At 61.9% G+C, this 22,157-nt stretch carries 35 protein-coding genes; 34 read left to right on the top strand and 1 reads right to left on the bottom strand.

Translation table 11 applies throughout. The features are described 5' to 3' along the window. From NKI96_RS15735 to rplQ, 28 genes are all read left to right on the top strand, one after another. Positions 1–125, top strand: a 125-nt coding sequence (locus NKI96_RS15735) for an EF-Tu C-terminal domain-related protein (protein ID WP_502896609.1), incomplete at its 5' end; no start/stop codon positions are given. 69 nt (positions 126–194) lie between these two features. After that, a complete protein-coding gene (rpsJ, locus tag NKI96_RS15730) occupies positions 195–503 on the top strand; it encodes a 30S ribosomal protein S10 (RefSeq protein ID WP_010909272.1) in 309 nt (102 codons plus the stop codon). Positions 504–564: 61 nt separating this feature from the next. Beyond that, entirely contained in the window at positions 565–1,293 is a 729-nt protein-coding gene (gene rplC / locus NKI96_RS15725) for a 50S ribosomal protein L3 (RefSeq protein WP_023682606.1), read from the top strand. Beyond that, complete coding sequence (gene rplD / locus NKI96_RS15720) at positions 1,293–1,913, top strand: 50S ribosomal protein L4 (protein WP_023672750.1); 621 nt, start codon at positions 1,293–1,295, stop codon at positions 1,911–1,913. Before rplC ends, rplD begins: the two co-directional genes overlap by 1 nt. Continuing rightward, a complete protein-coding gene (locus NKI96_RS15715; RefSeq protein ID WP_023672751.1) occupies positions 1,910–2,203 on the top strand; it encodes a 50S ribosomal protein L23 in 294 nt (97 codons plus the stop codon). The genes rplD and NKI96_RS15715 overlap by 4 nt, the downstream gene beginning before the upstream one ends. A 23-nt stretch (positions 2,204–2,226) precedes the next feature. Beyond that, complete coding sequence (gene rplB, locus NKI96_RS15710; RefSeq protein ID WP_023706515.1) at positions 2,227–3,060, top strand: 50S ribosomal protein L2; 834 nt, start codon at positions 2,227–2,229, stop codon at positions 3,058–3,060. Positions 3,061–3,076: 16 nt separating this feature from the next. Further along, entirely contained in the window at positions 3,077–3,355 is a 279-nt protein-coding gene (rpsS, locus tag NKI96_RS15705) for a 30S ribosomal protein S19 (RefSeq protein ID WP_006205463.1), read from the top strand. A 2-nt stretch (positions 3,356–3,357) separates the two neighbouring features. Then, on the top strand, positions 3,358–3,747 hold the full coding sequence (rplV, locus tag NKI96_RS15700) for a 50S ribosomal protein L22 (protein ID WP_006205462.1): 390 nt from the start codon (positions 3,358–3,360) through the stop codon (positions 3,745–3,747). Beyond that, entirely contained in the window at positions 3,747–4,472 is a 726-nt protein-coding gene (rpsC, locus tag NKI96_RS15695) for a 30S ribosomal protein S3 (RefSeq protein WP_023672753.1), read from the top strand. Before rplV ends, rpsC begins: the two co-directional genes overlap by 1 nt. A 26-nt stretch (positions 4,473–4,498) precedes the next feature. Next, the gene (rplP, locus tag NKI96_RS15690; RefSeq protein WP_006205460.1) at positions 4,499–4,912 is read left to right on the top strand and encodes a 50S ribosomal protein L16; all 414 of its coding nucleotides are present in this window, start codon (positions 4,499–4,501) and stop codon (positions 4,910–4,912) included. Between the two features lie 13 nt (positions 4,913–4,925). Next, on the top strand, positions 4,926–5,126 hold the full coding sequence (gene rpmC, locus NKI96_RS15685; RefSeq protein WP_006205459.1) for a 50S ribosomal protein L29: 201 nt from the start codon (positions 4,926–4,928) through the stop codon (positions 5,124–5,126). A gap of 11 nt (positions 5,127–5,137) precedes the next feature. Next, a complete protein-coding gene (rpsQ, locus tag NKI96_RS15680) occupies positions 5,138–5,377 on the top strand; it encodes a 30S ribosomal protein S17 (RefSeq protein WP_010909280.1) in 240 nt (79 codons plus the stop codon). Positions 5,378–5,449: 72 nt separating this feature from the next. Further along, the gene (gene rplN / locus NKI96_RS15675) at positions 5,450–5,818 is read left to right on the top strand and encodes a 50S ribosomal protein L14 (protein ID WP_006205457.1); all 369 of its coding nucleotides are present in this window, start codon (positions 5,450–5,452) and stop codon (positions 5,816–5,818) included. A gap of 12 nt (positions 5,819–5,830) precedes the next feature. Beyond that, positions 5,831–6,145 carry a 50S ribosomal protein L24 gene (gene rplX, locus NKI96_RS15670; protein ID WP_023691245.1) on the top strand — a complete coding sequence of 105 codons (315 nt, stop codon included), beginning with the start codon at positions 5,831–5,833 and terminating at the stop codon, positions 6,143–6,145. Next, positions 6,138–6,737 carry a 50S ribosomal protein L5 gene (gene rplE / locus NKI96_RS15665; RefSeq protein ID WP_023672755.1) on the top strand — a complete coding sequence of 200 codons (600 nt, stop codon included), beginning with the start codon at positions 6,138–6,140 and terminating at the stop codon, positions 6,735–6,737. Before rplX ends, rplE begins: the two co-directional genes overlap by 8 nt. Before the next feature lie 27 nt (positions 6,738–6,764). Further along, positions 6,765–7,070: a 30S ribosomal protein S14 gene (gene rpsN, locus NKI96_RS15660; protein ID WP_010909282.1), complete on the top strand. Its 306-nt coding sequence runs from the start codon at positions 6,765–6,767 to the stop codon at positions 7,068–7,070. A gap of 12 nt (positions 7,071–7,082) precedes the next feature. Next, entirely contained in the window at positions 7,083–7,481 is a 399-nt protein-coding gene (rpsH, locus tag NKI96_RS15655) for a 30S ribosomal protein S8 (RefSeq protein ID WP_006205453.1), read from the top strand. Positions 7,482–7,570: 89 nt separating this feature from the next. Beyond that, the gene (gene rplF, locus NKI96_RS15650; protein ID WP_023755194.1) at positions 7,571–8,104 is read left to right on the top strand and encodes a 50S ribosomal protein L6; all 534 of its coding nucleotides are present in this window, start codon (positions 7,571–7,573) and stop codon (positions 8,102–8,104) included. A gap of 140 nt (positions 8,105–8,244) precedes the next feature. Further along, positions 8,245–8,604, top strand: coding sequence for a 50S ribosomal protein L18 (gene rplR, locus NKI96_RS15645; RefSeq protein WP_352561110.1), 360 nt, complete (start codon positions 8,245–8,247; stop codon positions 8,602–8,604). 154 nt (positions 8,605–8,758) lie between these two features. Next, positions 8,759–9,322, top strand: a complete 564-nt coding sequence (gene rpsE, locus NKI96_RS15640) for a 30S ribosomal protein S5 (protein WP_006333394.1) — start codon at positions 8,759–8,761, stop codon at positions 9,320–9,322. 24 nt (positions 9,323–9,346) lie between these two features. Then, positions 9,347–9,544: a 50S ribosomal protein L30 gene (gene rpmD, locus NKI96_RS15635; protein ID WP_023736690.1), complete on the top strand. Its 198-nt coding sequence runs from the start codon at positions 9,347–9,349 to the stop codon at positions 9,542–9,544. Between the two features lie 22 nt (positions 9,545–9,566). Then, positions 9,567–10,037: a 50S ribosomal protein L15 gene (rplO, locus tag NKI96_RS15630; protein ID WP_023672760.1), complete on the top strand. Its 471-nt coding sequence runs from the start codon at positions 9,567–9,569 to the stop codon at positions 10,035–10,037. Between the two features lie 257 nt (positions 10,038–10,294). After that, the gene (gene secY, locus NKI96_RS15625; protein ID WP_023672761.1) at positions 10,295–11,635 is read left to right on the top strand and encodes a preprotein translocase subunit SecY; all 1,341 of its coding nucleotides are present in this window, start codon (positions 10,295–10,297) and stop codon (positions 11,633–11,635) included. Then, entirely contained in the window at positions 11,632–12,240 is a 609-nt protein-coding gene (locus NKI96_RS15620) for an adenylate kinase (RefSeq protein ID WP_023714162.1), read from the top strand. Before secY ends, NKI96_RS15620 begins: the two co-directional genes overlap by 4 nt. A 210-nt stretch (positions 12,241–12,450) precedes the next feature. Next, positions 12,451–12,819, top strand: coding sequence for a 30S ribosomal protein S13 (gene rpsM / locus NKI96_RS15615; RefSeq protein WP_006205445.1), 369 nt, complete (start codon positions 12,451–12,453; stop codon positions 12,817–12,819). Positions 12,820–12,945: 126 nt separating this feature from the next. Next, positions 12,946–13,335 (top strand): 30S ribosomal protein S11, encoded by a 390-nt coding sequence (gene rpsK, locus NKI96_RS15610; protein WP_006205444.1) that lies wholly within the window; start codon positions 12,946–12,948, stop codon positions 13,333–13,335. Between the two features lie 102 nt (positions 13,336–13,437). After that, entirely contained in the window at positions 13,438–14,448 is a 1,011-nt protein-coding gene (locus tag NKI96_RS15605) for a DNA-directed RNA polymerase subunit alpha (RefSeq protein WP_023682599.1), read from the top strand. Between the two features lie 105 nt (positions 14,449–14,553). Beyond that, entirely contained in the window at positions 14,554–14,985 is a 432-nt protein-coding gene (rplQ, locus tag NKI96_RS15600) for a 50S ribosomal protein L17 (protein WP_023736689.1), read from the top strand. Between the two features lie 82 nt (positions 14,986–15,067). Here rplQ and NKI96_RS15595 read toward each other — a convergent pair whose 3' ends face one another. Beyond that, complete coding sequence (locus NKI96_RS15595) at positions 15,068–15,694, bottom strand: hypothetical protein (protein ID WP_352561112.1); 627 nt, start codon at positions 15,692–15,694, stop codon at positions 15,068–15,070. A gap of 134 nt (positions 15,695–15,828) precedes the next feature. Here NKI96_RS15595 and NKI96_RS15590 point away from each other — a divergent pair, with 134 nt between their 5' ends. The 6 genes from NKI96_RS15590 (at position 15,829) to NKI96_RS15565 (ending at position 22,155) form a co-directional block, all read left to right on the top strand. Continuing rightward, positions 15,829–17,322 (top strand): DegQ family serine endoprotease, encoded by a 1,494-nt coding sequence (locus tag NKI96_RS15590; RefSeq protein WP_023736687.1) that lies wholly within the window; start codon positions 15,829–15,831, stop codon positions 17,320–17,322. A 46-nt stretch (positions 17,323–17,368) separates the two neighbouring features. Further along, positions 17,369–18,679 carry a replication-associated recombination protein A gene (locus NKI96_RS15585; RefSeq protein ID WP_352805103.1) on the top strand — a complete coding sequence of 437 codons (1,311 nt, stop codon included), beginning with the start codon at positions 17,369–17,371 and terminating at the stop codon, positions 18,677–18,679. 183 nt (positions 18,680–18,862) lie between these two features. After that, positions 18,863–19,693: an aspartyl/asparaginyl beta-hydroxylase domain-containing protein gene (locus tag NKI96_RS15580; RefSeq protein ID WP_352805101.1), complete on the top strand. Its 831-nt coding sequence runs from the start codon at positions 18,863–18,865 to the stop codon at positions 19,691–19,693. A gap of 53 nt (positions 19,694–19,746) precedes the next feature. Continuing rightward, complete coding sequence (crcB, locus tag NKI96_RS15575; protein WP_023682593.1) at positions 19,747–20,121, top strand: fluoride efflux transporter CrcB; 375 nt, start codon at positions 19,747–19,749, stop codon at positions 20,119–20,121. Positions 20,122–20,254: 133 nt separating this feature from the next. Beyond that, positions 20,255–21,235: an RluA family pseudouridine synthase gene (locus NKI96_RS15570; protein WP_023672769.1), complete on the top strand. Its 981-nt coding sequence runs from the start codon at positions 20,255–20,257 to the stop codon at positions 21,233–21,235. Positions 21,236–21,297: 62 nt separating this feature from the next. Beyond that, a complete protein-coding gene (locus NKI96_RS15565; RefSeq protein WP_502900269.1) occupies positions 21,298–22,155 on the top strand; it encodes a DMT family transporter in 858 nt (285 codons plus the stop codon). Positions 22,156–22,157: the final 2 nt, after the last annotated feature.

The raw sequence follows: 22,157 nt of genomic DNA, 5'->3' as shown, positions 1-22,157 counted from the left end.
GCGACAACATCACGGTCGATGTCGAGCTGATCGTGCCGATCGCCATGGAAGAGAAGCTGCGCTTCGCCATCCGTGAAGGCGGCCGTACCGTCGGTGCCGGCATCGTCGTCACCATCAAAGAGTAATTTGGACTTAAACCGATCTGTCGCGGGCGCAGGATTTGCCCGCGCCGCGCCAGAACAAGGAAGTGACGCATGAACGGACAGAATATCCGCATCCGCCTGAAGGCGTTTGATCACCGCGTGCTTGACGCCTCGACGAAAGAAATCGTGTCGACGGCCAAGCGCACCGGAGCAAACGTCCGCGGCCCCATTCCGCTGCCGACGCGGATCGAAAAGTTCACGGTCAACCGGTCGCCTCACGTCGACAAGAAGAGCCGCGAGCAGTTCGAGATGCGCACGCACAAGCGTCTGCTCGACATCGTCGATCCGACCCCGCAGACGGTCGATGCTTTGATGAAGCTCGATCTGGCCGCCGGTGTCGACGTCGAGATCAAGCTCTAAGGGAATGAGAGCGCGGTAAGGGGCGGTGCCCCTGGCCCGGAACTCTAAAGGAATTGAACCGATGCGTTCAGGTGTGATTGCAAAGAAGGTGGGAATGACCCGCATCTATAATGATGCCGGGGAACATGTTCCCGTCACCGTTCTCCAGATGGAGAACTGCCAGGTCGTGGCTCAGCGCACGCAGGAGAAGAACGGCTATACCGCCGTCCAGCTCGGCGTTGGCCTTGCCAAGGTGAAGAACACGTCGAAGGCGATGCGCGGCCATTTCGCGACCGCTTCCGTCGAGCCGAAGGCGAAGGTCGCCGAGTTCCGCGTCTCCGCCGACAACATGATCGATGTCGGCGCCGAGATCACCGTCGAGCACTTCGTCGCCGGCCAGAAGGTCGATGTGACGGGCACGACGATCGGCAAGGGTTTCCAGGGCGTCATCAAGCGCCATCACATGGGTGGTGGCCGCGCGACGCACGGTAACTCGGTTTCGCACCGTACGCACGGTTCGACCGGCCAGCGTCAGGACCCGGGCAAAGTGTTCAAGGGCAAGCATATGGCTGGCCACATGGGCGACACCCGCGTCACCACACAGAATGTCGAGATCGTTTCGACCGACGCCGACCGCGGCCTGATCCTGATCCGCGGTGCGGTTCCCGGATCGAAGGGCGCCTGGATCCTGGTCCGCGATGCGGCCAAGGTGGCACTGCCGGCCAACGCGCCGAAGCCTGCCGCGATCCGCGCCGTTGCCGCCGAGAGTGGCGCCAAGAACGAGGCTCCGGCCGCAGAGGGAGCAGAATAATGGATCTCAAGATCACAACGCTTGGCGGCAAGGACGCCGGCAAGGTGAAACTCTCCGAGGAGATTTTCGGCCTTGATCCGCGCGAGGACATCCTGCAGCGCGTCGTGCGCTGGCAGCTGGCCAAACGGCAGCAGGGCACGCACAAGGCCAAGGGCCGCGCCGAAATCGCGCGCACCGGCGCCAAGATGTACAAGCAGAAGGGTACGGGCCGCGCCCGTCACCATTCGGCACGCGCTCCGCAGTTCCGCGGCGGCGGCAAGGCCCACGGCCCGGTCGTTCGCAGCCACGAGCACGATCTGCCGAAGAAGGTGCGCGCTCTGGGCTTGCGGCATGCTCTCTCGGCCAAGGCCAAGAGCGCGTCGATCATCATCATCGACGAGCTGAAGCTGACCGAGGCCAAGACGAAGGCGCTGATCGCGAATTTCGCGACACTGGGCCTGACCAACGCCTTGGTGATCGGCGGTGCCGAGCTTGACCAGAACTTCAAGCTGGCGGCGACCAACATCCCGAACATCGACGTGCTGCCCATCCAGGGCATCAACGTCTACGACATTCTGCGCCGCGGCACGCTGGTCCTTTCGAAGGCCGCCGTCGAGGCTCTCGAGGAGCGCTTTAAATGACCGACCTCCGTCATTACGACGTGATCGTCTCGCCGGCGATCACGGAAAAGTCGACCATGGCTTCCGAGAACAACCAGGTTGTTTTCAACGTCGCCAAGAAGGCGTCGAAGCCGGAAATCAAGGCCGCTGTCGAAGCGCTGTTTGGCGTCAAGGTTACGGCCGTGAACACGCTTGTCCGCAAGGGCAAGATCAAGCGCTTCCGCGGCACGATCGGCCGCCAGAGCGACGTCAAGAAGGCGATTGTGACACTGGCCGACGGCCAGTCGATCGACGTCGCGACGGGTCTCTGAGCTAGGCCGCGAGGACAACAAACATGGCACTTAAAAAATTCAACCCGGTAACGCCGAGCACCCGCCAGTTGGTCATCGTCGACCGCTCGGGCCTCTACAAGGGCAAGCCCGTCAAGGGACTGACCGAAGGCCTGACCAAGTCGGGCGGCCGCAACAATCACGGCCGCATCACGGCCCGCTTCATCGGCGGCGGTCATAAGCGTTCGTACCGCATCATCGACTTCAAGCGCCGCAAGTTCGACGTCGTCGGCACGGTCGAGCGCATTGAATACGATCCGAACCGCACCGCCTTCATCGCGCTGATCAAGTATGACGATGGCGAGCTGTCCTACATCATCGCTCCGCAGCGCCTTGCCGCCGGCGACAAGATCGTGGCCGGTGAATCGGTCGACGTGAAGCCAGGCAATGCGATGCCGCTGGCCTCGATGCCGGTCGGCACGATCGTCCATAACATCGAGCTGAAGCCGGGCAAGGGCGCCCAGGTTGCCCGCTCGGCAGGTGGCTACGGACAGCTGGTCGGTCGCGACCAGGGCATGGCGATCCTGCGCCTCAACTCGGGCGAGCAGCGGGTCGTTCACGGCTCCTGCATGGCCACCGTCGGCGCCGTGTCGAACCCCGACCACGGCAACATCAACGACGGCAAGGCCGGCCGCACGGTCTGGCGCGGCAAGCGCCCGCACAATCGCGGCGTGACCATGAACCCGGTCGACCATCCGCATGGCGGTGGTGAAGGCCGCACCTCCGGTGGCCGTCATCCGGTCAGCCCGTGGGGAAAGCCGACCAAGGGCAAGAAGACGCGGTCCAACAAGGCGACCGACAAGTTCATCCTGCGCTCGCGCCATCAGCGCAAGAGCTAAGAAGAGGTAACGCCAAGTGACTCGTTCTATTTGGAAAGGCCCCTTCATCGACGGCTACCTTCTCAAGAAGGTGGACAAGGTTCGTGAAGGTGGTCGCAATGAGGTGATCAAGATGTGGAGCCGTCGCTCCACCATCCTGCCGCAGTTCGTCGGCTTCACCTTCGGTGTCTACAACGGCCAGAAGCATGTTCCCGTCTCGGTGAACGAGGACATGGTCGGTCACAAGTTCGGTGAATTCGCTCCGACCCGGACCTATTACGGTCACGGCGCGGATAAGAAGGCGAAGAGGAAATAATCATGGGCAAGGCCAAAGCTCCGCGCAGGCTTGCTGACAACGAAGCGCGCGCCGTTCTGCGCACGATCCGTATCAGCCCGCAGAAGCTGAACCTGGTTGCCGCGCTGATCCGCGGCAAGAAGGTCGCGACAGCGCTTTCCGATCTCGAATTCTCGGCCAAGCGGATTTCCGGCACGGTCAAGAAGACGCTGGAATCGGCGATCGCCAACGCGGAAAACAACCACGACCTCGACGTCGATGCACTGATCGTGGCGGAAGCCTATGTCGGCAAGTCGATCGTCATGAAGCGGTTCCATGCTCGTGGCCGCGGTCGCGCCAGCCGTATAGAAAAGCCGTTCTCGCACCTCACGATCGTCGTTCGTGAAGTCGAAGAAAAAGGGGAGGCCGCATAATGGGTCAGAAAGTCAATCCGATCGGTCTGCGCCTCGGCATCAACCGCACCTGGGATTCGCGCTGGTTCGCGAACACCGGCGAGTACGGCAAGCTGCTGCATGAGGACATCAAGATCCGCAAATATCTTGAAAAGGAACTCAAGCAGGCTGCGATTTCCAAGGTCGTGATCGAGCGCCCGCACAAGAAGTGCCGCGTCACCATCCATGCGGCGCGCCCGGGCCTGATCATCGGCAAGAAGGGCGCCGACATCGAAAAGCTTCGCAAGAAGCTGATGGAGATGACGAAGTCCGAGACGCACTTGAACATCGTTGAAGTGCGCAAGCCGGAAATCGACGCAACCCTGGTCGCCCAGTCGATCGCCCAGCAGCTCGAGCGTCGTATCGCGTTCCGCCGCGCCATGAAGCGCGCCGTTCAGTCGGCGATGCGCCTGGGCGCCGAAGGCATCCGCATCAACTGCGCCGGCCGTCTCGGCGGCGCCGAGATTGCACGCATGGAATGGTACCGCGAAGGCCGCGTGCCGCTGCATACGCTGCGCGCCGATGTCGACTATGGCACGGCCGAAGCGCATACGGCTTACGGCATCTGCGGCGTCAAGGTCTGGGTGTTCAAGGGCGAAATCCTCGAGCACGATCCGATGGCTTCGGAGCGTCGCGCGACCGAGGGTGATGCTGCGCATGGCGGTGGTGGTGATCGCGAACGCGGTCGTCGTCGCGAAAACGCCTGATTATTTGGGAATTTGGAGTTAGAACGATGCTGCAGCCAAAGCGCACAAAGTTCCGCAAGCAGTTCAAGGGCCGTATCCATGGTACCGCAAAGGGCGGCACCAACCTGGATTTCGGTGGTTTCGGGCTGAAGGCGCTTGAGCCGAACCGCGTCACCGCGCGTGAGATCGAGGCGGCCCGCCGCGCGATCACTCGTGAGATGAAGCGTGCCGGCCGCGTGTGGATCCGTATTTTCCCTGATGTGCCGGTGACGTCGAAGCCGACTGAAGTGCGCATGGGCAAGGGCAAGGGCGCTGTCGATTACTGGGCGGCGCGCGTAAAGCCGGGCCGCATCATGTTCGAGATCGACGGCGTCAACGAAGAAACCGCCCGTGAGGCGCTGCGTCTCGGCGCGGCCAAGCTCTCGGTCAGGACGCGCTTCGTACAGCGCATCGCAGAATAAGGACGGGCTGATCATGAAAGCCGAAGACATCCGGACCAAGACCCAGGACCAGCTGACCGACGATCTGGCCAGCCTGAAGAAGGAGCAGTTCAACCTGCGCTTCCAGAAGGCCACCGGCCAGCTCGAGAAGACCGCGCGCGTGCGGCAGGTTCGCAAGGACATTGCGCGTATCAAGACCATCGCTGCGGAAAAGTCCGCGGCCAAGAAGGCTTAAGGACGAAAATCATGCCAAAGCGCATTCTGCAGGGCACTGTCGTCAGCGACAAGAACGAGAAGACGGTAGTCGTCAAGGTCGAACGGCGCTTCACGCATCCCGTGATGAAGAAGACCGTGCGCATGACCAAGAAGTACAAGGCGCACGACGAGAACAACGCCCACAAGGTCGGCGATCAGGTGTTCATCCAGGAATCGAAGCCGATTTCCAAGGACAAGCGCTGGATCGTCGTGTCTTCGGACCAGGCGTAACAAACCGAATTTTGGACAGACCGGGGAGGGGCTTTGAGCCCGTCCCGTTAGAAGAGAAGAAGGCGGCCAGTCATGATTCAGATGCAAACAAACCTCGACGTCGCGGATAATTCCGGCGCCCGTCGTGTCATGTGCATCAAGGTGCTGGGCGGCTCGAAGCGGAAATACGCTTCCGTAGGCGACATCATCGTGGTGTCGATCAAGGAAGCCATTCCGCGCGGCCGCGTTAAGAAGGGCGATGTGATGAAGGCGGTCGTGGTTCGCACGGCCAAGGACATCCGCCGCCCGGACGGCAGCGTGATCCGTTTCGACAAGAACGCGGCCGTTCTCGTCGACAACAAGAAAGAGCCGATCGGCACGCGTATCTTCGGACCGGTTCCGCGCGAACTCCGCGCCAAGAACCACATGAAGATCATCTCGCTCGCGCCTGAAGTGCTGTAAGGAGCCGGACCAATGCAAAAGATTAGAAAAGGCGACAAGGTCGTCGTGCTGGCCGGCAAGGACAAGGGCCGTTCGGGCGAAGTCCTCTCGGTTCAGCCGAAGGAAGACACCGCGCTGGTGCGCGGCGTCAACATGATCCGTCGTCACCAGAAGCAGTCCCAGTCCCAAGAGGGCGGGATCATCACCAAGGAAGCGCCGATCCAGCTGTCGAACATCGCGCTCGCCGACCCCAAGGATGGCAGGCCGACCCGCGTCGGCTTCATCTTCCAGAAGGACGGCAAGAAGGTGCGCGTCGCCAAGCGCTCGGGAGAAGTCATCAATGGCTAAGGCTCAAACCACGAAGCCCAAGGCTGAAAGCAAACAGTCCAAGGCCCAGAACACGCCGCGCCTCAAGCAGGTCTACAACGAGACCATCCGCAAGGCGCTGCAGGAGCAGTTCGGCTACGAGAACGAGATGCAGGTTCCGCGCATCGACAAGATCGTGCTGAACATGGGCGTCGGCGAAGCGACCGCGGATTCGAAGAAGCCTTCGATCGCGGCCGAAGACCTGGCGATGATCGCCGGCCAGAAGGCCGTCGTCACCCGCGCCCGTAATTCGATCGCCGGCTTCAAGGTCCGCGAGAAGATGCCGATCGGCGCCAAGGTCACGCTGCGCAAGGAACGCATGTACGAGTTCCTCGACCGTCTCGTGAACATCGCACTGCCGCGCGTCCGCGACTTTCGCGGACTGAATCCGAAGAGCTTCGATGGCCGTGGCAACTACGCCATGGGCATCAAGGAACACATCGTGTTCCCGGAGATCAACTACGACAAGGTTGATCAGATCTGGGGCATGGACGTCATCGTTTGTACGACTGCGAAGACGGACGACGAAGCCAGGGCATTGCTCAAGGCCTTCAACTTCCCCTTCCGCCAGTAACGGCAGCGAGAAAAGGAAAAATCTGAAATGGCAAAGACCAGCTCAGTCGAGAAGAACAACAGGCGCCGCAAGCTTGCCGACCAGTACGGTCCCAAGCGCGCAGCGCTCAAGGCGATCATCATGGACCAGTCCAAGCCGATGGAAGAGCGTTTCCGCGCTCAGCTGAAGCTTGCTGCCCTGCCGCGCAACTCGGCCAAGATCCGCATCCGCAACCGCTGCGAAGTTACCGGCCGTCCGCGCGCCTATTATCGCAAGCTCAAAGTATCGCGCATCGCGCTTCGTGATCTCGGCAATAACGGCCAGATCCCGGGCCTGGTCAAGTCGAGCTGGTAAGGAGGACATAACATGTCATTGAGCGATCCTCTCGGCGATATGCTGACCCGCATCCGCAACGCGTATGGCCGTAAGAAGTCGAGCGTTTCGACGCCGGCGTCGCGCCTGCGTACCCGCGTCCTCGACGTGCTGAAGGCTGAAGGCTATATCCGCGACTACAGCCAGACCGACTTCGACAACGGCAAGTCCGAGATCGAAATCGAGCTGAAGTATTTCGACGGTGCTCCGGTCGTGCGCGAAATCGCCCGCGTCTCGAAGCCGGGCCGCCGCGTTTACGTCTCGGCCAAGTCGATCCCGCACGTCGCCAACGGCCTCGGCATCGCCATCCTTTCGACGCCGAAGGGCGTGATGGCCGACCACGAAGCACGCGAACAGAATGTCGGTGGCGAGATCCTCTGCCAGATCTTCTGATCTGGCAGCTGACCGCAAAGTGGAATCCGGTCTTCGGATCGTTCCCGAAGACAGAGACCTGAAACAAGAGAAGTGACGAGGACAACCAAATGTCTCGTATTGGAAAGAAACCCGTTTCGCTGCCGCAGGGCGTGACCGCGACCGTCAACGGCCAGACCGTGACGGCGAAGGGCCCCAAGGGCGAGCTGAAGTTCGTGGTGAACGATGAAGTGCTGGTCAAGATGGAAGGCAGCGAAATCGCTGTCCAGCCGCGCGACCAGACCAAGGCCGCCCGCTCCAAGTGGGGCATGTCGCGCACGCAGATCGTCAACATCCTGCAGGGCGTCAAGGACGGTTTCGAGAAGAAGCTCGAGATCACCGGCGTCGGCTATCGCGCGGCACTTCAGGGCAAGAACCTGCAGCTGGCACTTGGCTTCAGCCATGATGTCGTCTACCAGACGCCGGCTGGCATCACGATCACTGTGCCGAAGCCGACGGAAATCACCGTGACCGGCATCGACAAGCAGCAGGTCGGCCAGGTTGCCGCCGAGATTCGCGAGTATCGCGGTCCCGAGCCCTACAAGGGCAAGGGTGTCCGCTATGCCGGCGAGAAGATCGTCCGCAAGGAAGGCAAGAAGAAGTAGTAGGCCTGGCCCCGAAAAGTTGCAGACTTTTCGGAAAAGGCCAAGCCAAAGAAGTGCAACGCCGCGGGGAGCGGTCGCGGGAGGCGCTTTCGCCTACCGCACATGGCGGCCCCCGTTTTTTGAAGGCAAGGAAGACTATCATGGCTACCAAGGAATCCATCCAGCGCCGCGCGCAGCGCGTTCGCCGTCAGATCAAGAAGGTCGCCGGCGAGCGCCCGCGTCTTTCGGTCCACCGCACGTCGAAGAACATTTACGTGCAGGTCATCGACGACGCCAAGGGCCACACCATCGCGGCTGCATCGACGCTCGAGAAGGACATCAAGGGTTCGCTCAAGACCGGTGCCGACACCGAGGCTGCGGCTGCGATCGGCAAGCTGATCGCCGAGCGCGCCACCAAGGCCGGCGTCAAGGAAGTTGTCTTCGACCGCGGCGCCTACATCTATCACGGCCGCGTCAAGGCGCTGGCCGAGGCTGCCCGTGAAGGCGGTCTGAGCTTCTAATTGCCTGATCCCGAACCGAAGGTCAGCGCAGCAAAAAGTTGCAGACTTTTCGGACAAGATCATGCAAGGAAAAATAATTCGCCCCCGGTGACCCAAAGAGGCGCACCGGATCTTATCAGCAACCGTGCTTCCGGAAAAAAACAAGGAACAGGATATGGCACAGGAACGTAGGGATGGCGGCCGCGGCCGCGATCGTGAAGAACGCGATGACGGCATGGTGGACAAGCTCGTCCACATCAACCGTGTCGCCAAGGTCGTCAAGGGCGGCCGTCGCTTCGGTTTTGCAGCACTCGTCGTCGTCGGCGACCAGAAGGGCCGCGTCGGCTTCGGTCACGGCAAGGCGCGCGAAGTGCCGGAAGCGATCCGCAAGGCAACCGAATCGGCCAAGCGCGACATGATCTTCGTGCCGCTGCGCTCGGGCCGCACGCTGCACCACGACGTCGAAGGACGTTGGGGCGCTGGCCGCGTGCTTCTGCGCGCTGCCAAGCAGGGTACCGGCATCATCGCCGGCGGCCCGATGCGCGCTGTCTTCGAGACGCTCGGCATGCATGACGTGGTCGCCAAGTCGATGGGTTCGTCGAACCCCTACAACATGGTTCGTGCCACATTCGACGCGCTGAAAAGCCAGATGCATCCCAAGGATGTGGCTGCTGCGCGCGGCATCAAGTATTCGACCCTTCAGGCCCGCCGCGGCACCGCCGTTGCGGCTGAAGAATAGTCGATCTGACCAGGGATTTTGACCATGGCCAAGAAAGCAACCAAGACCGTCACCGTTGAGCAGATCGGTTCGCCGATCCGCCGCCCGAAGGAACAGCGCGCAACGCTGGTCGGCCTCGGCCTCAACAAGATGCACAAGCAGCGCACGCTGGAGGACACTCCCTCGGTGCGCGGCATGATCGCTGCCGTTCAGCATCTCGTCCGCGTCGTGGACGAGGGCTGAGCAAAAGCGCAGGAGAACCCAGATGAAACTCAACGATCTGCGTGACAAGGACGGCGCGACGCACTCCAAGAAGCGTCTCGGCCGTGGCATCGGCTCCGGCTCGGGCAAGACCGGCGGTCGCGGCGTCAAGGGCCAGAAGGCGCGCTCCGGCGTTGCCATCAACGGCTTCGAGGGCGGCCAGATGCCGCTCTATCGGCGCCTGCCGAAGCGTGGCTTCAATAACATCTTCGCCAAGAGCTTTGTCGTCGTGTCGCTGGCTCGTATCCAGACGGCGCTCGATGCCAAGAAGCTCGACGCCAAGGCGACCGTGACGGCCGAGGCACTCGTTGCCGCCGGCGTCATCCGCCGCGTCAAGGACGGCGTGCGCATCCTCTCGGACGGCGAGCTCAAGGCAAAGCTTGCCTTCGACGTCGCCGGCGCCTCCAAGGCCGCGATCGAGAAGATCGAAAAGGCCGGCGGTTCGGTCAAGCTGCCGGAAGCGGCAGCGGAGTAATGGCAATTTGAAGCGCGGCCGGCAGGAACGGTATCCGTTTTTGTTCACGATTGCGCTTTGATCCAATCAATTAGGCGGCCGCGTCAACGCGGCCGCTTGCATGTTTAGAGCCCGGAGCTTATCTCGTGAGCTTCGGTGCCACGCGCCGCCTGAGCTGCGGGCATCGAGCGTGACATACAAATCAAAGAAGTAGCGCATGACGTTGTCCGAAAACCGCTTCACACTTTTCGGCATCATGCTCTAGCGGAGAATCAGGCATGGCTTCGGCTGCTGAACAACTAGCCTCGAATCTGAATTTTGCGGCTTTCGCCAAGGCGGAGGACCTGAAGAAGCGAATCTGGTTCACCGTCGGCGCGCTGCTCGTCTATCGCCTCGGCACCTATATCCCGCTGCCCGGCATCAATCCGGATGCATTCGCGCAGGCCTTCTCTTCGCAGGCCAAGGGCGTGCTCGGCATGTTCAACATGTTCGCCGGCGGCGCCGTGCAGCGCATGGCGATCTTCGCGCTCGGCATCATGCCTTACATCTCAGCCTCCATCATCATGCAGCTGATGACCTCGGTCATTCCGTCGCTGGAAGCGCTGAAAAAGGAAGGCGAGCAGGGCCGCAAGGTCATCAACCAGTACACGCGCTACGGCACGGTACTCCTGGCGCTGGTGCAGGCCTACGGCATTTCAGTGGGCCTGGAAGGCGGCAACGGCATCGTCAACGATCCCGGCATGTTCTTCCGCATCTCGACCGTCGTCACGCTGGTTGGCGGCACCATGTTCCTGATGTGGCTGGGCGAGCAGATCACCGCCCGCGGCATCGGCAACGGCATTTCGCTGATCATCTTTTCCGGCATCGTCGCCGGCCTGCCGCGCGCCATCTCCGGCACGCTGGAGCTCGGCCGCACCGGCGCCCTATCGACCGGGCTGATACTCGCGATCATCGTGCTGGCCATAATCGTCATCGCGCTGATCGTGTTCTTCGAGCGCGCGCAGCGCCGCCTGCTGATCCAGTATCCGAAGCGCCAGGTCGGCAACCGCATGTTCCAGGGCGATACCTCGCATCTGCCGCTGAAGCTCAACACGTCGGGCGTCATTCCGCCGATCTTCGCGTCGTCGCTGCTTTTGCTGCCGGCAACGGTCGCCGGCTTCTCGCAGACGACAAACCTGCCGGCATGGGCAAGCACCGTGCTTGCCTCGCTCGGCCACGGCCAGCCGCTCTACATGCTGTTCTATGCGGCAATGATCGTGTTCTTCGCCTTCTTCTACACGGCCATCGTGTTCAATCCGAAGGACACCGCCGACCAGCTCAAGAAGCATTCCGGCTTCATTCCGGGCTACCGTCCGGGTGAGCGCACCGCCGATTACATCGACTATGTCCTGACGCGCATCACCGTCGTCGGCGCCATCTATCTGGTGCTGGTGTGCCTGCTGCCCGAGTTCCTGATTTCGGCGACTGGCGTACCATTCTACCTCGGTGGCACATCGCTTCTGATCGTGGTCAGTGTAACCCTCGATACGGTCGCGCAGATCCAGGGTCACCTGATCGCGCACCAGTATGAGGGCCTGATCAAGAAGTCGAAGCTGCGCGGGGGGAAGAAGGCCAGATGAGATTGATATTGCTTGGGCCGCCAGGAGCGGGCAAGGGGACGCAAGCACAAAGACTGGTAGAAAAATACGGCATACCGCAGCTGTCGACGGGTGACATGCTGCGGGCGGCCGTGCAGGCCGGCACCGAAGTCGGCAAGCGCGCCAAGGCGGTGATGGATGCCGGCGAGCTGGTTTCCGACGCCATCGTCAACGCCATCGTGGCCGAGCGCATCGATCAGCCCGATTGCACCAACGGTTTCATCCTCGACGGATATCCGCGCACGCTGGTGCAGGCTGATGCGGTTGAATCGATGCTCGCCGAGCGCGGCATTGACCTCGATGCCGTGATCGAGTTCGTCGTCGACGACAAAGCGCTGGTCGCCCGCATCGTCAAGCGCGCCGACGACGCCAAGGCCGCCGGACAGCCGGTGCGCAAGGACGACAATCCGGTGGTGTTCGAAGAGCGCCTGCGGGAATATTACAAGAAGACCGCGCCTCTGATCGGCTATTATTATGCCAAACGCTCGCTTAGGAGTGTCGACGGCATGGCCCCTGTCGACACCGTGACGGCGGAGATTGAAGCGCTGCTCGCGGCGGTGACGCGGGAGACCGTTACGGTAAAGTAAAGATTGCGCTTGACTGGAACGGTTCGCTGGGTTATGGCGGCCCGTCTTCCTATCAGGCATGAGGCTTGCTTGTCCGCAAGGGCAAGGCAGCCGCATTGAAACCAGGGAACTCCCGCAAGGGCCGGCCTCCACCGGACGCGGGGTAATTTGAACAGCGCCGCGCATGCCTTTTTTGAAGGCCGGCCGGTCCCACATGGAGAAGAGAAGAATATGGCTCGTATAGCCGGCGTCAACATTCCGACCAACAAGCGCGTCGTCATTGCGCTTCAGTACATTCACGGCATTGGCAAGAAGTTCGCCCAGGAGATCGTCGACAAGGTCGGCATCCCGGCCGAGCGCCGCGTCAACCAGCTGACGGACGCGGAAGTGCTGCAGATCCGCGAGACCATCGACCGCGACTACCAGGTCGAAGGCGATCTGCGCCGCGAAGTGTCGATGAACATCAAGCGCCTCATGGACCTCGGCTGCTACCGCGGTCTGCGTCACCGCCGTTCGCTGCCGGTTCGCGGCCAGCGCACGCACACCAATGCACGCACCCGCAAGGGCCCGGCCAAGTCGATCGCCGGCAAGAAGAAGTAAGTGAGCGATAGCGAGTGGCCATTAGCGAGTAGGGGTTCCCTATTCGCTGGTCCCTGCTCACTACTCGCTTTCAAAGGTGGAGCCGCTGGCATTACGGCGGTGTAGAGATCAACTGAAAGGACTATCATGGCCAAGGAAGCCGCTCGTGTTCGCCGTCGCGAACGCAAGAACATCTCGTCGGGCGTTGCCCACGTCAATTCGACCTTCAACAACACGATGATCACCATCACCGACGCGCAGGGCAATTCCATTGCCTGGTCGTCGGCCGGTGCCCAGGGCTTCAAGGGTTCGCGCAAGTCGACCCCGTTTGCCGCCCAGATGGCTGCCGAAGACGTCGCCAAGAAGGCCCAGGAACACGGCATGCGCATGCTCGAAGTCGAGGTCTGCGGACCCGGCTCCGGTCGTGAATCGGCGCTTCGCGCCCTGCAGGCTGCCGGCTTCACCATCACCTCGATCCGTGATGTGACGCCGATCCCGCACAATGGCTGCCGCCCGCGCAAGAAGCGCCGCGTCTAAGACATTACCGAACGCCGCGTGAGCGCCTCAAGGCGCTCCTCCACGGCACTCCAGGTCGCCCGCCACGATTGGATGGTGGCGGGTCAACGGAAGGAAAGCATCATGATCCAGAAAAATTGGCAGGAACTGATCAAGCCGAACAAGATCGAGTTCTCGTCGAAGAAGAAGACGCTGACCACGCTGGTCGCCGAGCCGCTCGAGCGCGGCTTCGGCCTGACGCTCGGCAACGCGCTGCGCCGCGTGCTTTTGTCTTCGCTGCGCGGTGCGGCTGTCACCGCCGTGCAGATCGACGGCGTTCTGCATGAATTCTCGTCGATTGCCGGCGTGCGTGAGGACGTGACCGACATCGTCCTCAACATCAAGGAAATCGCCATCCGCATGGAAGGCGATGGTCCCAAGCGCATGGTCGTTCGCAAGCAGGGCCCGGGTGCGGTTCTGGCTGGCGACATCCAGACGGTTGGCGACGTCGAGATCCTCAACCCGGACCACGTCATCTGCACGCTGGACGAGGGCGCTGAAATCCGCATGGAATTCACCGTCGACACCGGCAAGGGTTACGTGCCGGCCGACCGCAACCGCGCCGAAGACGCGCCGATCGGCCTGATCCCGGTCGACAGCCTGTATTCGCCGGTCAAGAAGGTCTCCTACAAGGTCGAAAATACCCGCGAGGGCCAGGTTCTCGACTATGACAAGCTGACCATGACCATCGAGACCGACGGTTCGATCTCGGGCGAGGACGCGGTGGCATTCGCTGCCCGCATCCTGCAGGACCAGCTTGGCCTGTTCGTCAATTTCGACGAGCCGCAGAAGGAAGTCGCCACCGAAGCCGTCACAGAGCTCGCCTTCAACCCGGCGCTGCTCAAGAAGGTCGACGAACTCGAGCTTTCGGTGCGTTCGGCCAACTGCCTGAAGAACGACAACATCGTCTACATCGGCGATCTCATCCAGAAGACCGAAGCCGAGATGCTGCGCACCCCGAACTTCGGCCGCAAGTCGCTGAACGAGATCAAGGAAGTGCTCGCGGCGATGGGCCTGCACCTCGGCATGGAAGTGCCGGACTGGCCGCCGGAAAACATCGAAGACCTCGCCAAGCGTTACGAAGACCAATATTGAGCATGAATTTCCAAGGATCGGCGGCGTGAGCCGCTCGATCCGACGGTCATGCGGAAAACCATCAGAGGCCACGGCCTCTTGAACAACTGAAGAAGGAAAAGAGCCATGCGCCACGGTTTTAAAGGCCGCCGCTTCGCCCGAAGCATTAGCCATCGCAAGTCGATGTTCGCCAACCTCGCCGTGTCGCTGCTCGAGCACGAACAGATCGTCACCACCCTGCCGAAGGCGAAGGATCTGCGTCCGATCGTCGAGAAGCTGGTGACGCTCGGCAAGCGCGGCGACCTCCATGCGCGCCGCCAGGTGATTGCCCAGATCGGCAATGAAGGCGTCGTCAAGCGTCTGTTCGACACGATCGCGCCGCGCTACGCCACCCGCAATGGCGGCTATCTGCGCATCATGAAGGCGGGCTTCCGCCACGGCGACAATGCCGCCATGGCGGTCATCGAGTTCGTCGACCGTGACACCGACGCCAAGGGCGCCGGCGACCGCGCTCGCCTCGAAGCTGAAGGCACCAATGAGGAAACCGCGGCCGCATAAGGCTGGGGGTTTCTGGATGAATTCAAAGGGGCCTTCGGGCCCCTTTTTGTTACCAGCGTCCTACGTTTAGCGAGCCTTACGTTTAGCGAGCAAGCGTCAGGTAGTCGCGACCGCTAAGCAGATTCCAATTGAAGGCGCCGGGGATCTCTTCGAACGCCGGTTGGGGATAGGAATAGATACTGTCGAGGGTGGCGCGGGAATCGATATCGCTGACCACTTGCGACACGGTGGAATTGGCCAGGTATTTTTGGGCGTCCCCATCTTTGATGAAGTCTGTATCGACTCGGAAATGAATCTGAATGGGACCCGCGCAGATGTTCAGCAAGATATCGTCGCTCAAGGCGGCGTAGAAAACCGCTGCCTCTTCTGGAGCCCAAAGGCCGGCAGCCAGGAATTCCGAAGGCTTCGTCTCTCCACTGAACCCATCCAATGAGAGCACAAGGCGATCGGTGAGAACCTCAAAATCACCTTCGAGATAGCCCGCTTCTTCGATCTGAAACCAGTTCATCCAATGAGGTGCTTCTTCATCAAAGGAAATTTCGAGCTTTCCGAAAATCCAATAGACCGGAATCGTCCCTGCAGGTTCCGTGACCCAGCCGTCAGGCGGACCCAGCACACCGGCGATGTCGATCATTTTCAGAGAAGGGGAAACGGGCCCAAAAGTGCCGGTCTTCAAAAAGTCACGGAATGACAGGAGTTGTTTTTTCATGAAGGTCGACGAAGGTTCTCAGTTTCAAGCCGACCTATAGCTGCTTTGCGGGCCAGAATAATCAGATTTCAGGGGCTTAGCCTTTCATTTTGCACAATCGTCGGGACAATGGCGCCCGACCTGGAGGATTCGGAATGCACTTCAAACGGCTGTTTCTTGTTGCCCTTTGCGCGCTGGCCGCCTTTGCCGCGGCACCGGCCGTGAAAGACGCCCTGGCCGAGGACGCCGCCAAGCCAGCCGATCCGGGGCTCTCCGATGTGCTGACCGACCTCTTGCATGGCGTCGAGGGCGAGAACGGCACCTCCGGTCCCGACAAGCGCGTGCCGTTCGGCCGCGAAGAGGTGCAGCTGTCGTTTGCGCCCCTGGTCAAGCAGACGGCGCCGGCCGTGGTCAATGTCTATGCGTCGCAGACGGCCAAGGTCACGTCGCCCTTTGACGGCGATCCGTTCTTCGAGGAATTTTTCGGCCGCGCGCAGCCGCGCGCGCAATCCTCGCTCGGCTCGGGCGTGCTGGTCGACCCGAGCGGCGTCGTCGTCACCAATTTCCACGTGATCAAGGATGCCGACGAGGTCAAGGTCGCGACCGCCGACGGGCGCGAATTCACCTCGAAGGTCATGCTCAAGGACGAGACGCTCGACCTCGCCGTGCTCAAGATCACCTCCGACAAGCCGTTTCCGGTGATCGCCATCGGCGATTCCGACGCGCTCGAGGTCGGCGACCTGGTGCTGGCCATCGGCAATCCGTTCGGCGTCGGCCAGACCACCACCAGCGGCATCGTTTCGGCGCTTGCCCGCAGCCATATCGGCGTTTCGGATTCGGGCTACTTCATCCAGACCGACGCCGCCATCAATCCCGGCAATTCCGGCGGCGCGCTGATCAACATGGGCGGCCAGCTGGTCGGCATCAACACCGCCATCTACAGCCGCAGCGGCGGCTCGATCGGCATCGGCTTTGCCATCCCCGCCAACATGGTGCGCGCCTTCGCCGACGCGGCCAAGGCCGGGCTCGATTTCTTCGAGCGGCCCTATATAGGCGCCGAATTCGAAGCGGTCACACCGCAGATCGCCGAATCGCTCGGCATGGAGAAGCCGACCGGCGCGCTGGTGTCGTCGGTTGAGGAAGCCGGACCGGCGGCCAAGGCAGGGCTGAAGCCCGGCGATGTCGTGCTGCAGCTCAATGGCACGACGGTCGAAGGCATCGAGGCGCTGGATTACCGCATGGCGACCCTGTCGATCGGCACCAAGGCGACCTTCGCCATCCTGAGCAAGGGCCAGCAGGCGACGATGGAGATTGCACTGGAGCGCGCGCCGGAAGGCGCCAAGGCGTCGGAAGTGACCCTGCATGGCCGCAGCCCGTTCTCCGGCGCCAAGGTCGCGGAACTGTCGCCCAGGCTCGCCCAGCGGCTCGGCCTGCGCACCGACCTCAAGGGGGTCACCGTGGTCGACATCAACCGCGATTCGCCGGCCGCCGATTTCGGCTTCCAGCCGGGCGACATCGTGCGCGAGGTGAACGGCACGACGGTCGATACGGCGGCGACACTGGCGCAGCTTGCCCAGCAGGATACACGCTGGTGGCGCTTTACCGTCGAGCGCGGCGGGCAGATACTGCGCCAGGTGTTGCGTTACTGAGGCGATCTTCCATTTCTGAGGATCGTGCTCCAACCAGAAGACCTAGATGGCCGATCTGTTCAGCGTCGATGAACCGGAAAGAGCGCCGCCCGGCCGGCCTTTGGCCGATCGGCTGCGCCCGAAAAACCTTGGCGAGGTCGTCGGCCAGGAGCATCTGACCGGCCCCGACGGCGCACTGACGCGGCTCATCAACTCCGGTTCGCTCGGCTCGATGATTTTCTGGGGGCCACCCGGCACCGGCAAGACCACCGTGGCGCGGCTGCTGGCCGGCGAGACCAGCCTTGCCTTCGAGCAGATCTCAGCGGTGTTTTCCGGCGTTGCCGATTTGAAGAAAGTGTTCGAGGCGGCAAAGCTGCGTCGCACCAATGGCCGCCAGACGCTGCTGTTCGTCGACGAGATCCATCGCTTCAACCGCGCCCAGCAGGATTCGTTTCTCCCGGTCATGGAGGACGGCACCGTCGTGCTGGTTGGCGCCACAACCGAAAATCCGTCCTTCGAGCTGAACGCCGCGCTTTTGTCGCGCGCGCGGGTACTGGTGTTTCACCCGCTGGGCGAGGAGAGCATCGCCAAGCTGATGACGCGCGCGGAGGAGACAGAGGGCAGGGCGCTGCCGCTCGACGAAGAGGCGCGGGCGATGCTCATCCGCATGAGCGATGGTGACGGCCGGGCCTCGCTGACGCTGGCCGAGGAAGTCTGGCGCGCCGCCAAACCCGGCGAGGTTTTCGATCCCGAAGGGCTGCAGCGCATCGTCCAGCGCCGCGCGCCGATCTATGACAAGGGCCAGGACGGTCACTACAATCTGATCTCGGCGCTGCACAAATCGGTGCGTGGGTCCGACCCGGACGCGGCGCTTTATTATCTTGCCCGCATGTTCGACGCCGGCGAGGATCCGCTCTATCTCGGCCGCCGGCTGGTGCGCATGGCGATGGAGGATATCGGGCTGGCCGACCCGCAGGCGCTGGTTATCGCCAACGCCGCCAAGGACGCCTACGACTATCTCGGCTCGCCCGAAGGCGAACTGGCCTTCGCCGAGGCCACCGTCTATCTCGCCACCGCGCCCAAATCCAACGCCGTCTATACCGCCTTCAAGGCAGCCACGCGGGCGGCGAAGGAGTTCGGTTCGCTGCTGCCGCCCAAGCACATCCTCAACGCGCCGACCAAGCTGATGAAAGAGGAGGATTACGGCGCCGGCTACCGCTACGATCACGACCAGCCCGATGCTTTTTCCGGCCAGGACTATTTCCCCGAAAAGATGGGCCGGCAGACCTTTTATGATCCGCCCGAACGCGGCTTCGAGCGCGATATCAAGAAACGGCTGGACTATTGGGCAAAGCTGCGCAGCGAGCGGGAAAAATAGGCGCGCGGGACAAACGGGACGAACTCGGCCTGCCCCGCGATGAACTGAAATTCTGTCCCCGCCAGTCACAGCAGTGTGATTGTACCGCATGACAAAAAGCCCTATCACGTCGCATGACTCGGCCGGGAGGCTGCCAGGACGGGCGATAATTCGGAACGGGGACAGCGCGCGGCGCGAACAGAAATGACAAAATCCCTTCGCAAAACGCTTCGCCAGGCTGTGATTGCTGTCCCGCTGCTCGTGCTCGGCTTCTATTTCATTCCGATCCTGACCGCGATCTGGATCGTCTGCGGCCTGATCGATGTGCTGCGCAACGCCAGCAAGGATCTGTCGCTGTTGCGCGGCTATTTCCTCGGCAATGGCATCTTCACCTGGCTGCTGTCGCCCTTCAATCTGCTGGTGGACCTCGTTTGCTACCGCAACCCGGGTGTGTGGAAGCTGGAGCAGTTGCCTGCCGATTATCAGCGCGAGGTCAACGAGGTTCTTGACGTCTTCAAGGCGCGCAAGGACGAGATCATCGCCGATATCGACGCCAATTTCGGCACCGGTCGTCGCGGCATGTATGTCTATCAGTGGTACGGCAAGCACCGGATCGACAATGTCGCGGAATTCAACAAGGATTTCAAATACATCAAGACCATTGCCGTGTCTGTCTTCAGAGGCAAGGAATCGACTTCCTGGCATTTCGGACCGCTCCGGCTCAGCCTGCGCATCCTTTACAATCTCTTGCCGGTGAAGGCAGAGGTTTTTGTCGAATGCAACGGCGCCAGGAATTACTGGCACGACAACCCGCTCTATATTTTCGACGACACGCTGCTGCACCGCTCGGTCAACGAGTATGACGGACGCCGCTACTGCGTGTTCATGGACATAATCCGCCCGTCGCCGTTCCCCGGCTTCATCGCCGGACTTCTCGCCATCGTTTCGGTCACCGTCGAGCGCATCAATTCCATGTTCTACAAGAACTGGAAGATGATCGGCTCGAGCAAGGCAAAGAAGGTCGAGACGACCTGAGGCGTTAGCCTGAAGGGATTGACCGCACTGCCTTGGCCGGGCAGTAAACGGGCATGTTCAATCTGCTTCTTGTTGTGGTCGGCGGCGGCATCGGCGCCGGCATCCGCCACCTGACCAACATCGGCGCCTTGCGCCTCGTCGGCCCCAACTACCCCTGGGGGACAATGGCGATCAACATCCTCGGCTCCTTTGTTATGGGGCTGTTCGTCGCTGCGCTGATGCGGCGCGGCGGTTCCAATGAGCTCCGGCTGTTCGTCGCCACGGGCATCCTTGGCGGCTTCACCACCTTCTCCGCCTTTTCGCTCGATTTCGCGACCCTGTGGGAGCGCGGAGCGACGCTGACGGCGTTGGGATATGCGCTTGCCAGCGTCGTTGGCGCCATTATCGCCCTGTTTCTGGGACTTTGGCTCGCAAGAACCGTTTCATAGTGTTATTGCCCGGCCTAGAGCACGGCGCATCCTCCTGGACGCGCTGCAGAAACTTTGATCTTGCGCATGATCCTTTCCGAAAGCCGGAGTAGATTTTCGGGGTCACGCGTTAGAAACGGATAAAGCGAAAATCATGGCAGGCGTAGAACAGATCACGGTGGAGGCCGGCGAGGCGGGCATGCGGCTCGATCGCTGGTTCAAGACCCATTTCCCCGGCCTCGGCTTTGGCCATCTGCAGAAGCTGCTGCGGTCGGGCCAGATCCGCGTCGATGGCGGCCGGGTCAAGGCCGACAGCCGTGTCGAGCCCGGCCAGGTGGTGCGTGTGCCGCCGCTCGAGGTCGACAAGAAGGGCGAGAGTGCGCTTACGGGTTACTCGATCCGCAACCAGGGCGACGCCGATGTGCTGGCCAAGATGCTGATCCACGAAGATCCAAAAGTCTTCGTCTTCAACAAGCCGGCGGGCCTGGCGGTGCAAGGCGGCTCGGGCGTCACCCGCAATGTCGACGACATGCTGGAGGCCTGGCGCAGCCAGAAGGGCGAGAAGCCGCGCCTGGTGCACCGGCTCGACCGCGACACGTCGGGCGTGCTGGTGGTTGCCCGCACCAGGCTTGCGGCGATGAAGCTTTCCGAGTCATTCCGGGCGCGCGAGACCAAGAAGACCTATTGGGCGCTGGTCAAGGGCGTCCCGCCCAAGCGTGAGGACAAGATCTCGACCTGGCTGATCAAGGAGCCGACCGAGGACGGCGACCGCGTGCGCGTGGCAGCCCATGGCGAAAAGGGCGCCGACCACGCCGTGTCCTACTATCGCATCATCGAGCAGGCGGCCCAGACGATGACCTGGCTGGAAATGGAGCCGTACACTGGCCGCACCCACCAGCTGCGCGTTCATGCCGCCTATATCGGCTGCCCGATCCTCGGCGACCCCAAATATTTCGAGGCCGACACCAACTGGGACTTTCCGGGCGGCATTCAGAACCGCCTGCATCTGCATGCGCGCCGCATCGTCATTCCGCACCCGGACAAGGGCGTCATCGACGTCACCGCGCCGATGCCGCCGCATATGCGCCAGAGCTGGAACCTGATCGGCTTCGACGACGCCAGCGCGGAGGACTGACATTGGCCGTCGCCTCGGCATTGGATCGCCGCGATGCGGTCGATCTGGCGGCTGCTTCCATCATGGTCGGGTTGACCTTTTCCTGGGGGCTGAACTACGTCGCCGCCAAGATCTCCTCTGCCGGCTTCGATCCGGTTTTCGTCTCGATCGCACGTTCGATCATCGGCGGGCTTTGTGTGCTCGGCTGGTGCTGGCTGCGCGGCATCAGGCTGTTTAAGGCCGACGGGTCGCTTGTCGCCGGCATCATCGTCGGCGTGCTGTTCGGCGTCGAGTTCCTGTGCCTCTATATCGGGCTGGAATACACGACCGTTGCCCGCAACACACTGCTGGTCAACACCATGCCGTTCTGGGTCCTGATCGGCGGCCATTTCCTGCTCGGTGAGCGTATCAACGCGCGCAAGCTTGGCGGGCTCGTTCTTGCCTTCTGTGGCCTTGTGGCGGTGTTTTCCGACGGGATTGCCGGCGGCACCGACGTGACCTTGATGGGCGATCTGCTCAGCCTCGGCTCGGGCATCCTGTGGGCGGCGACCAGCATCGTCATCAAGCGTTCGAAACTGGTCGAGACCAGTGCCGAGAAATTGCTGCTTTATCAGCTGGCCGGTGCGGCCATTGTCGGTGTCCTGGTTCTGCCTTTCGCCGGCCCGCCGATCCGCGCGGTCAGTGCCTTGCCGACATTGGCGCTGCTGCTCCAGTCGCTCTATATAGTTGCCTTCACCTATGTGCTGTGGTTCTGGCTGCTCAGGCGCTATCCGGCATCGGGCCTGTCGAGCTTCGCCTTCCTGTCGCCGGTGTTCGGCGTCCTCTGCGGCGCTATCATTCTTGGCGAGGCGCCAACGACCAGGATCTTTGTGGCGCTTGGGCTGATCGCAGTCGGCCTGATCATCGTCAACCGGCCGGCGCGCAAGCAGGTACCTGGATAGAA

Source organism: Mesorhizobium sp. M0292 (genome assembly GCF_040321695.1).
In the GTDB taxonomy this organism is placed as follows: domain Bacteria; phylum Pseudomonadota; class Alphaproteobacteria; order Rhizobiales; family Rhizobiaceae; genus Mesorhizobium.
Note: the sequence above shows the minus strand (reverse complement) of the source record. Positions and strands in the feature narration are given on the sequence as shown.

Coding starts and splice junctions, on each gene's coding strand:
- NKI96_RS15620 (WP_023714162.1), top strand. CDS start 11,632: ATGAGATTGATATTGCTTGGGCCGCCAGGAGCGGGCAAGGGGACGCAA.
- NKI96_RS15565 (WP_502900269.1), top strand. CDS start 21,298: ATGGTCGGGTTGACCTTTTCCTGGGGGCTGAACTACGTCGCCGCCAAG.
- NKI96_RS15715 (WP_023672751.1), top strand. CDS start 1,910: ATGACCGACCTCCGTCATTACGACGTGATCGTCTCGCCGGCGATCACG.
- rplE (WP_023672755.1), top strand. CDS start 6,138: ATGGCTAAGGCTCAAACCACGAAGCCCAAGGCTGAAAGCAAACAGTCC.
- rplV (WP_006205462.1), top strand. CDS start 3,358: ATGGGCAAGGCCAAAGCTCCGCGCAGGCTTGCTGACAACGAAGCGCGC.
- rpsE (WP_006333394.1), top strand. CDS start 8,759: ATGGCACAGGAACGTAGGGATGGCGGCCGCGGCCGCGATCGTGAAGAA.
- rplN (WP_006205457.1), top strand. CDS start 5,450: ATGATTCAGATGCAAACAAACCTCGACGTCGCGGATAATTCCGGCGCC.
- rpsK (WP_006205444.1), top strand. CDS start 12,946: ATGGCCAAGGAAGCCGCTCGTGTTCGCCGTCGCGAACGCAAGAACATC.
- rpmC (WP_006205459.1), top strand. CDS start 4,926: ATGAAAGCCGAAGACATCCGGACCAAGACCCAGGACCAGCTGACCGAC.
- rplC (WP_023682606.1), top strand. CDS start 565: ATGCGTTCAGGTGTGATTGCAAAGAAGGTGGGAATGACCCGCATCTAT.
- rplQ (WP_023736689.1), top strand. CDS start 14,554: ATGCGCCACGGTTTTAAAGGCCGCCGCTTCGCCCGAAGCATTAGCCAT.
- NKI96_RS15605 (WP_023682599.1), top strand. CDS start 13,438: ATGATCCAGAAAAATTGGCAGGAACTGATCAAGCCGAACAAGATCGAG.
- crcB (WP_023682593.1), top strand. CDS start 19,747: ATGTTCAATCTGCTTCTTGTTGTGGTCGGCGGCGGCATCGGCGCCGGC.
- rplX (WP_023691245.1), top strand. CDS start 5,831: ATGCAAAAGATTAGAAAAGGCGACAAGGTCGTCGTGCTGGCCGGCAAG.
- rplD (WP_023672750.1), top strand. CDS start 1,293: ATGGATCTCAAGATCACAACGCTTGGCGGCAAGGACGCCGGCAAGGTG.
- rpsN (WP_010909282.1), top strand. CDS start 6,765: ATGGCAAAGACCAGCTCAGTCGAGAAGAACAACAGGCGCCGCAAGCTT.
- NKI96_RS15585 (WP_352805103.1), top strand. CDS start 17,369: ATGGCCGATCTGTTCAGCGTCGATGAACCGGAAAGAGCGCCGCCCGGC.
- rpsH (WP_006205453.1), top strand. CDS start 7,083: ATGTCATTGAGCGATCCTCTCGGCGATATGCTGACCCGCATCCGCAAC.
- rpsC (WP_023672753.1), top strand. CDS start 3,747: ATGGGTCAGAAAGTCAATCCGATCGGTCTGCGCCTCGGCATCAACCGC.
- rpsM (WP_006205445.1), top strand. CDS start 12,451: ATGGCTCGTATAGCCGGCGTCAACATTCCGACCAACAAGCGCGTCGTC.
- rplR (WP_352561110.1), top strand. CDS start 8,245: ATGGCTACCAAGGAATCCATCCAGCGCCGCGCGCAGCGCGTTCGCCGT.
- rplP (WP_006205460.1), top strand. CDS start 4,499: ATGCTGCAGCCAAAGCGCACAAAGTTCCGCAAGCAGTTCAAGGGCCGT.
- rpsJ (WP_010909272.1), top strand. CDS start 195: ATGAACGGACAGAATATCCGCATCCGCCTGAAGGCGTTTGATCACCGC.
- rplB (WP_023706515.1), top strand. CDS start 2,227: ATGGCACTTAAAAAATTCAACCCGGTAACGCCGAGCACCCGCCAGTTG.
- NKI96_RS15590 (WP_023736687.1), top strand. CDS start 15,829: ATGCACTTCAAACGGCTGTTTCTTGTTGCCCTTTGCGCGCTGGCCGCC.
- NKI96_RS15570 (WP_023672769.1), top strand. CDS start 20,255: ATGGCAGGCGTAGAACAGATCACGGTGGAGGCCGGCGAGGCGGGCATG.
- secY (WP_023672761.1), top strand. CDS start 10,295: ATGGCTTCGGCTGCTGAACAACTAGCCTCGAATCTGAATTTTGCGGCT.
- NKI96_RS15580 (WP_352805101.1), top strand. CDS start 18,863: ATGACAAAATCCCTTCGCAAAACGCTTCGCCAGGCTGTGATTGCTGTC.
- rpmD (WP_023736690.1), top strand. CDS start 9,347: ATGGCCAAGAAAGCAACCAAGACCGTCACCGTTGAGCAGATCGGTTCG.
- NKI96_RS15595 (WP_352561112.1), bottom strand. CDS start 15,694: ATGAAAAAACAACTCCTGTCATTCCGTGACTTTTTGAAGACCGGCACT.
- rplO (WP_023672760.1), top strand. CDS start 9,567: ATGAAACTCAACGATCTGCGTGACAAGGACGGCGCGACGCACTCCAAG.
- rpsQ (WP_010909280.1), top strand. CDS start 5,138: ATGCCAAAGCGCATTCTGCAGGGCACTGTCGTCAGCGACAAGAACGAG.
- rplF (WP_023755194.1), top strand. CDS start 7,571: ATGTCTCGTATTGGAAAGAAACCCGTTTCGCTGCCGCAGGGCGTGACC.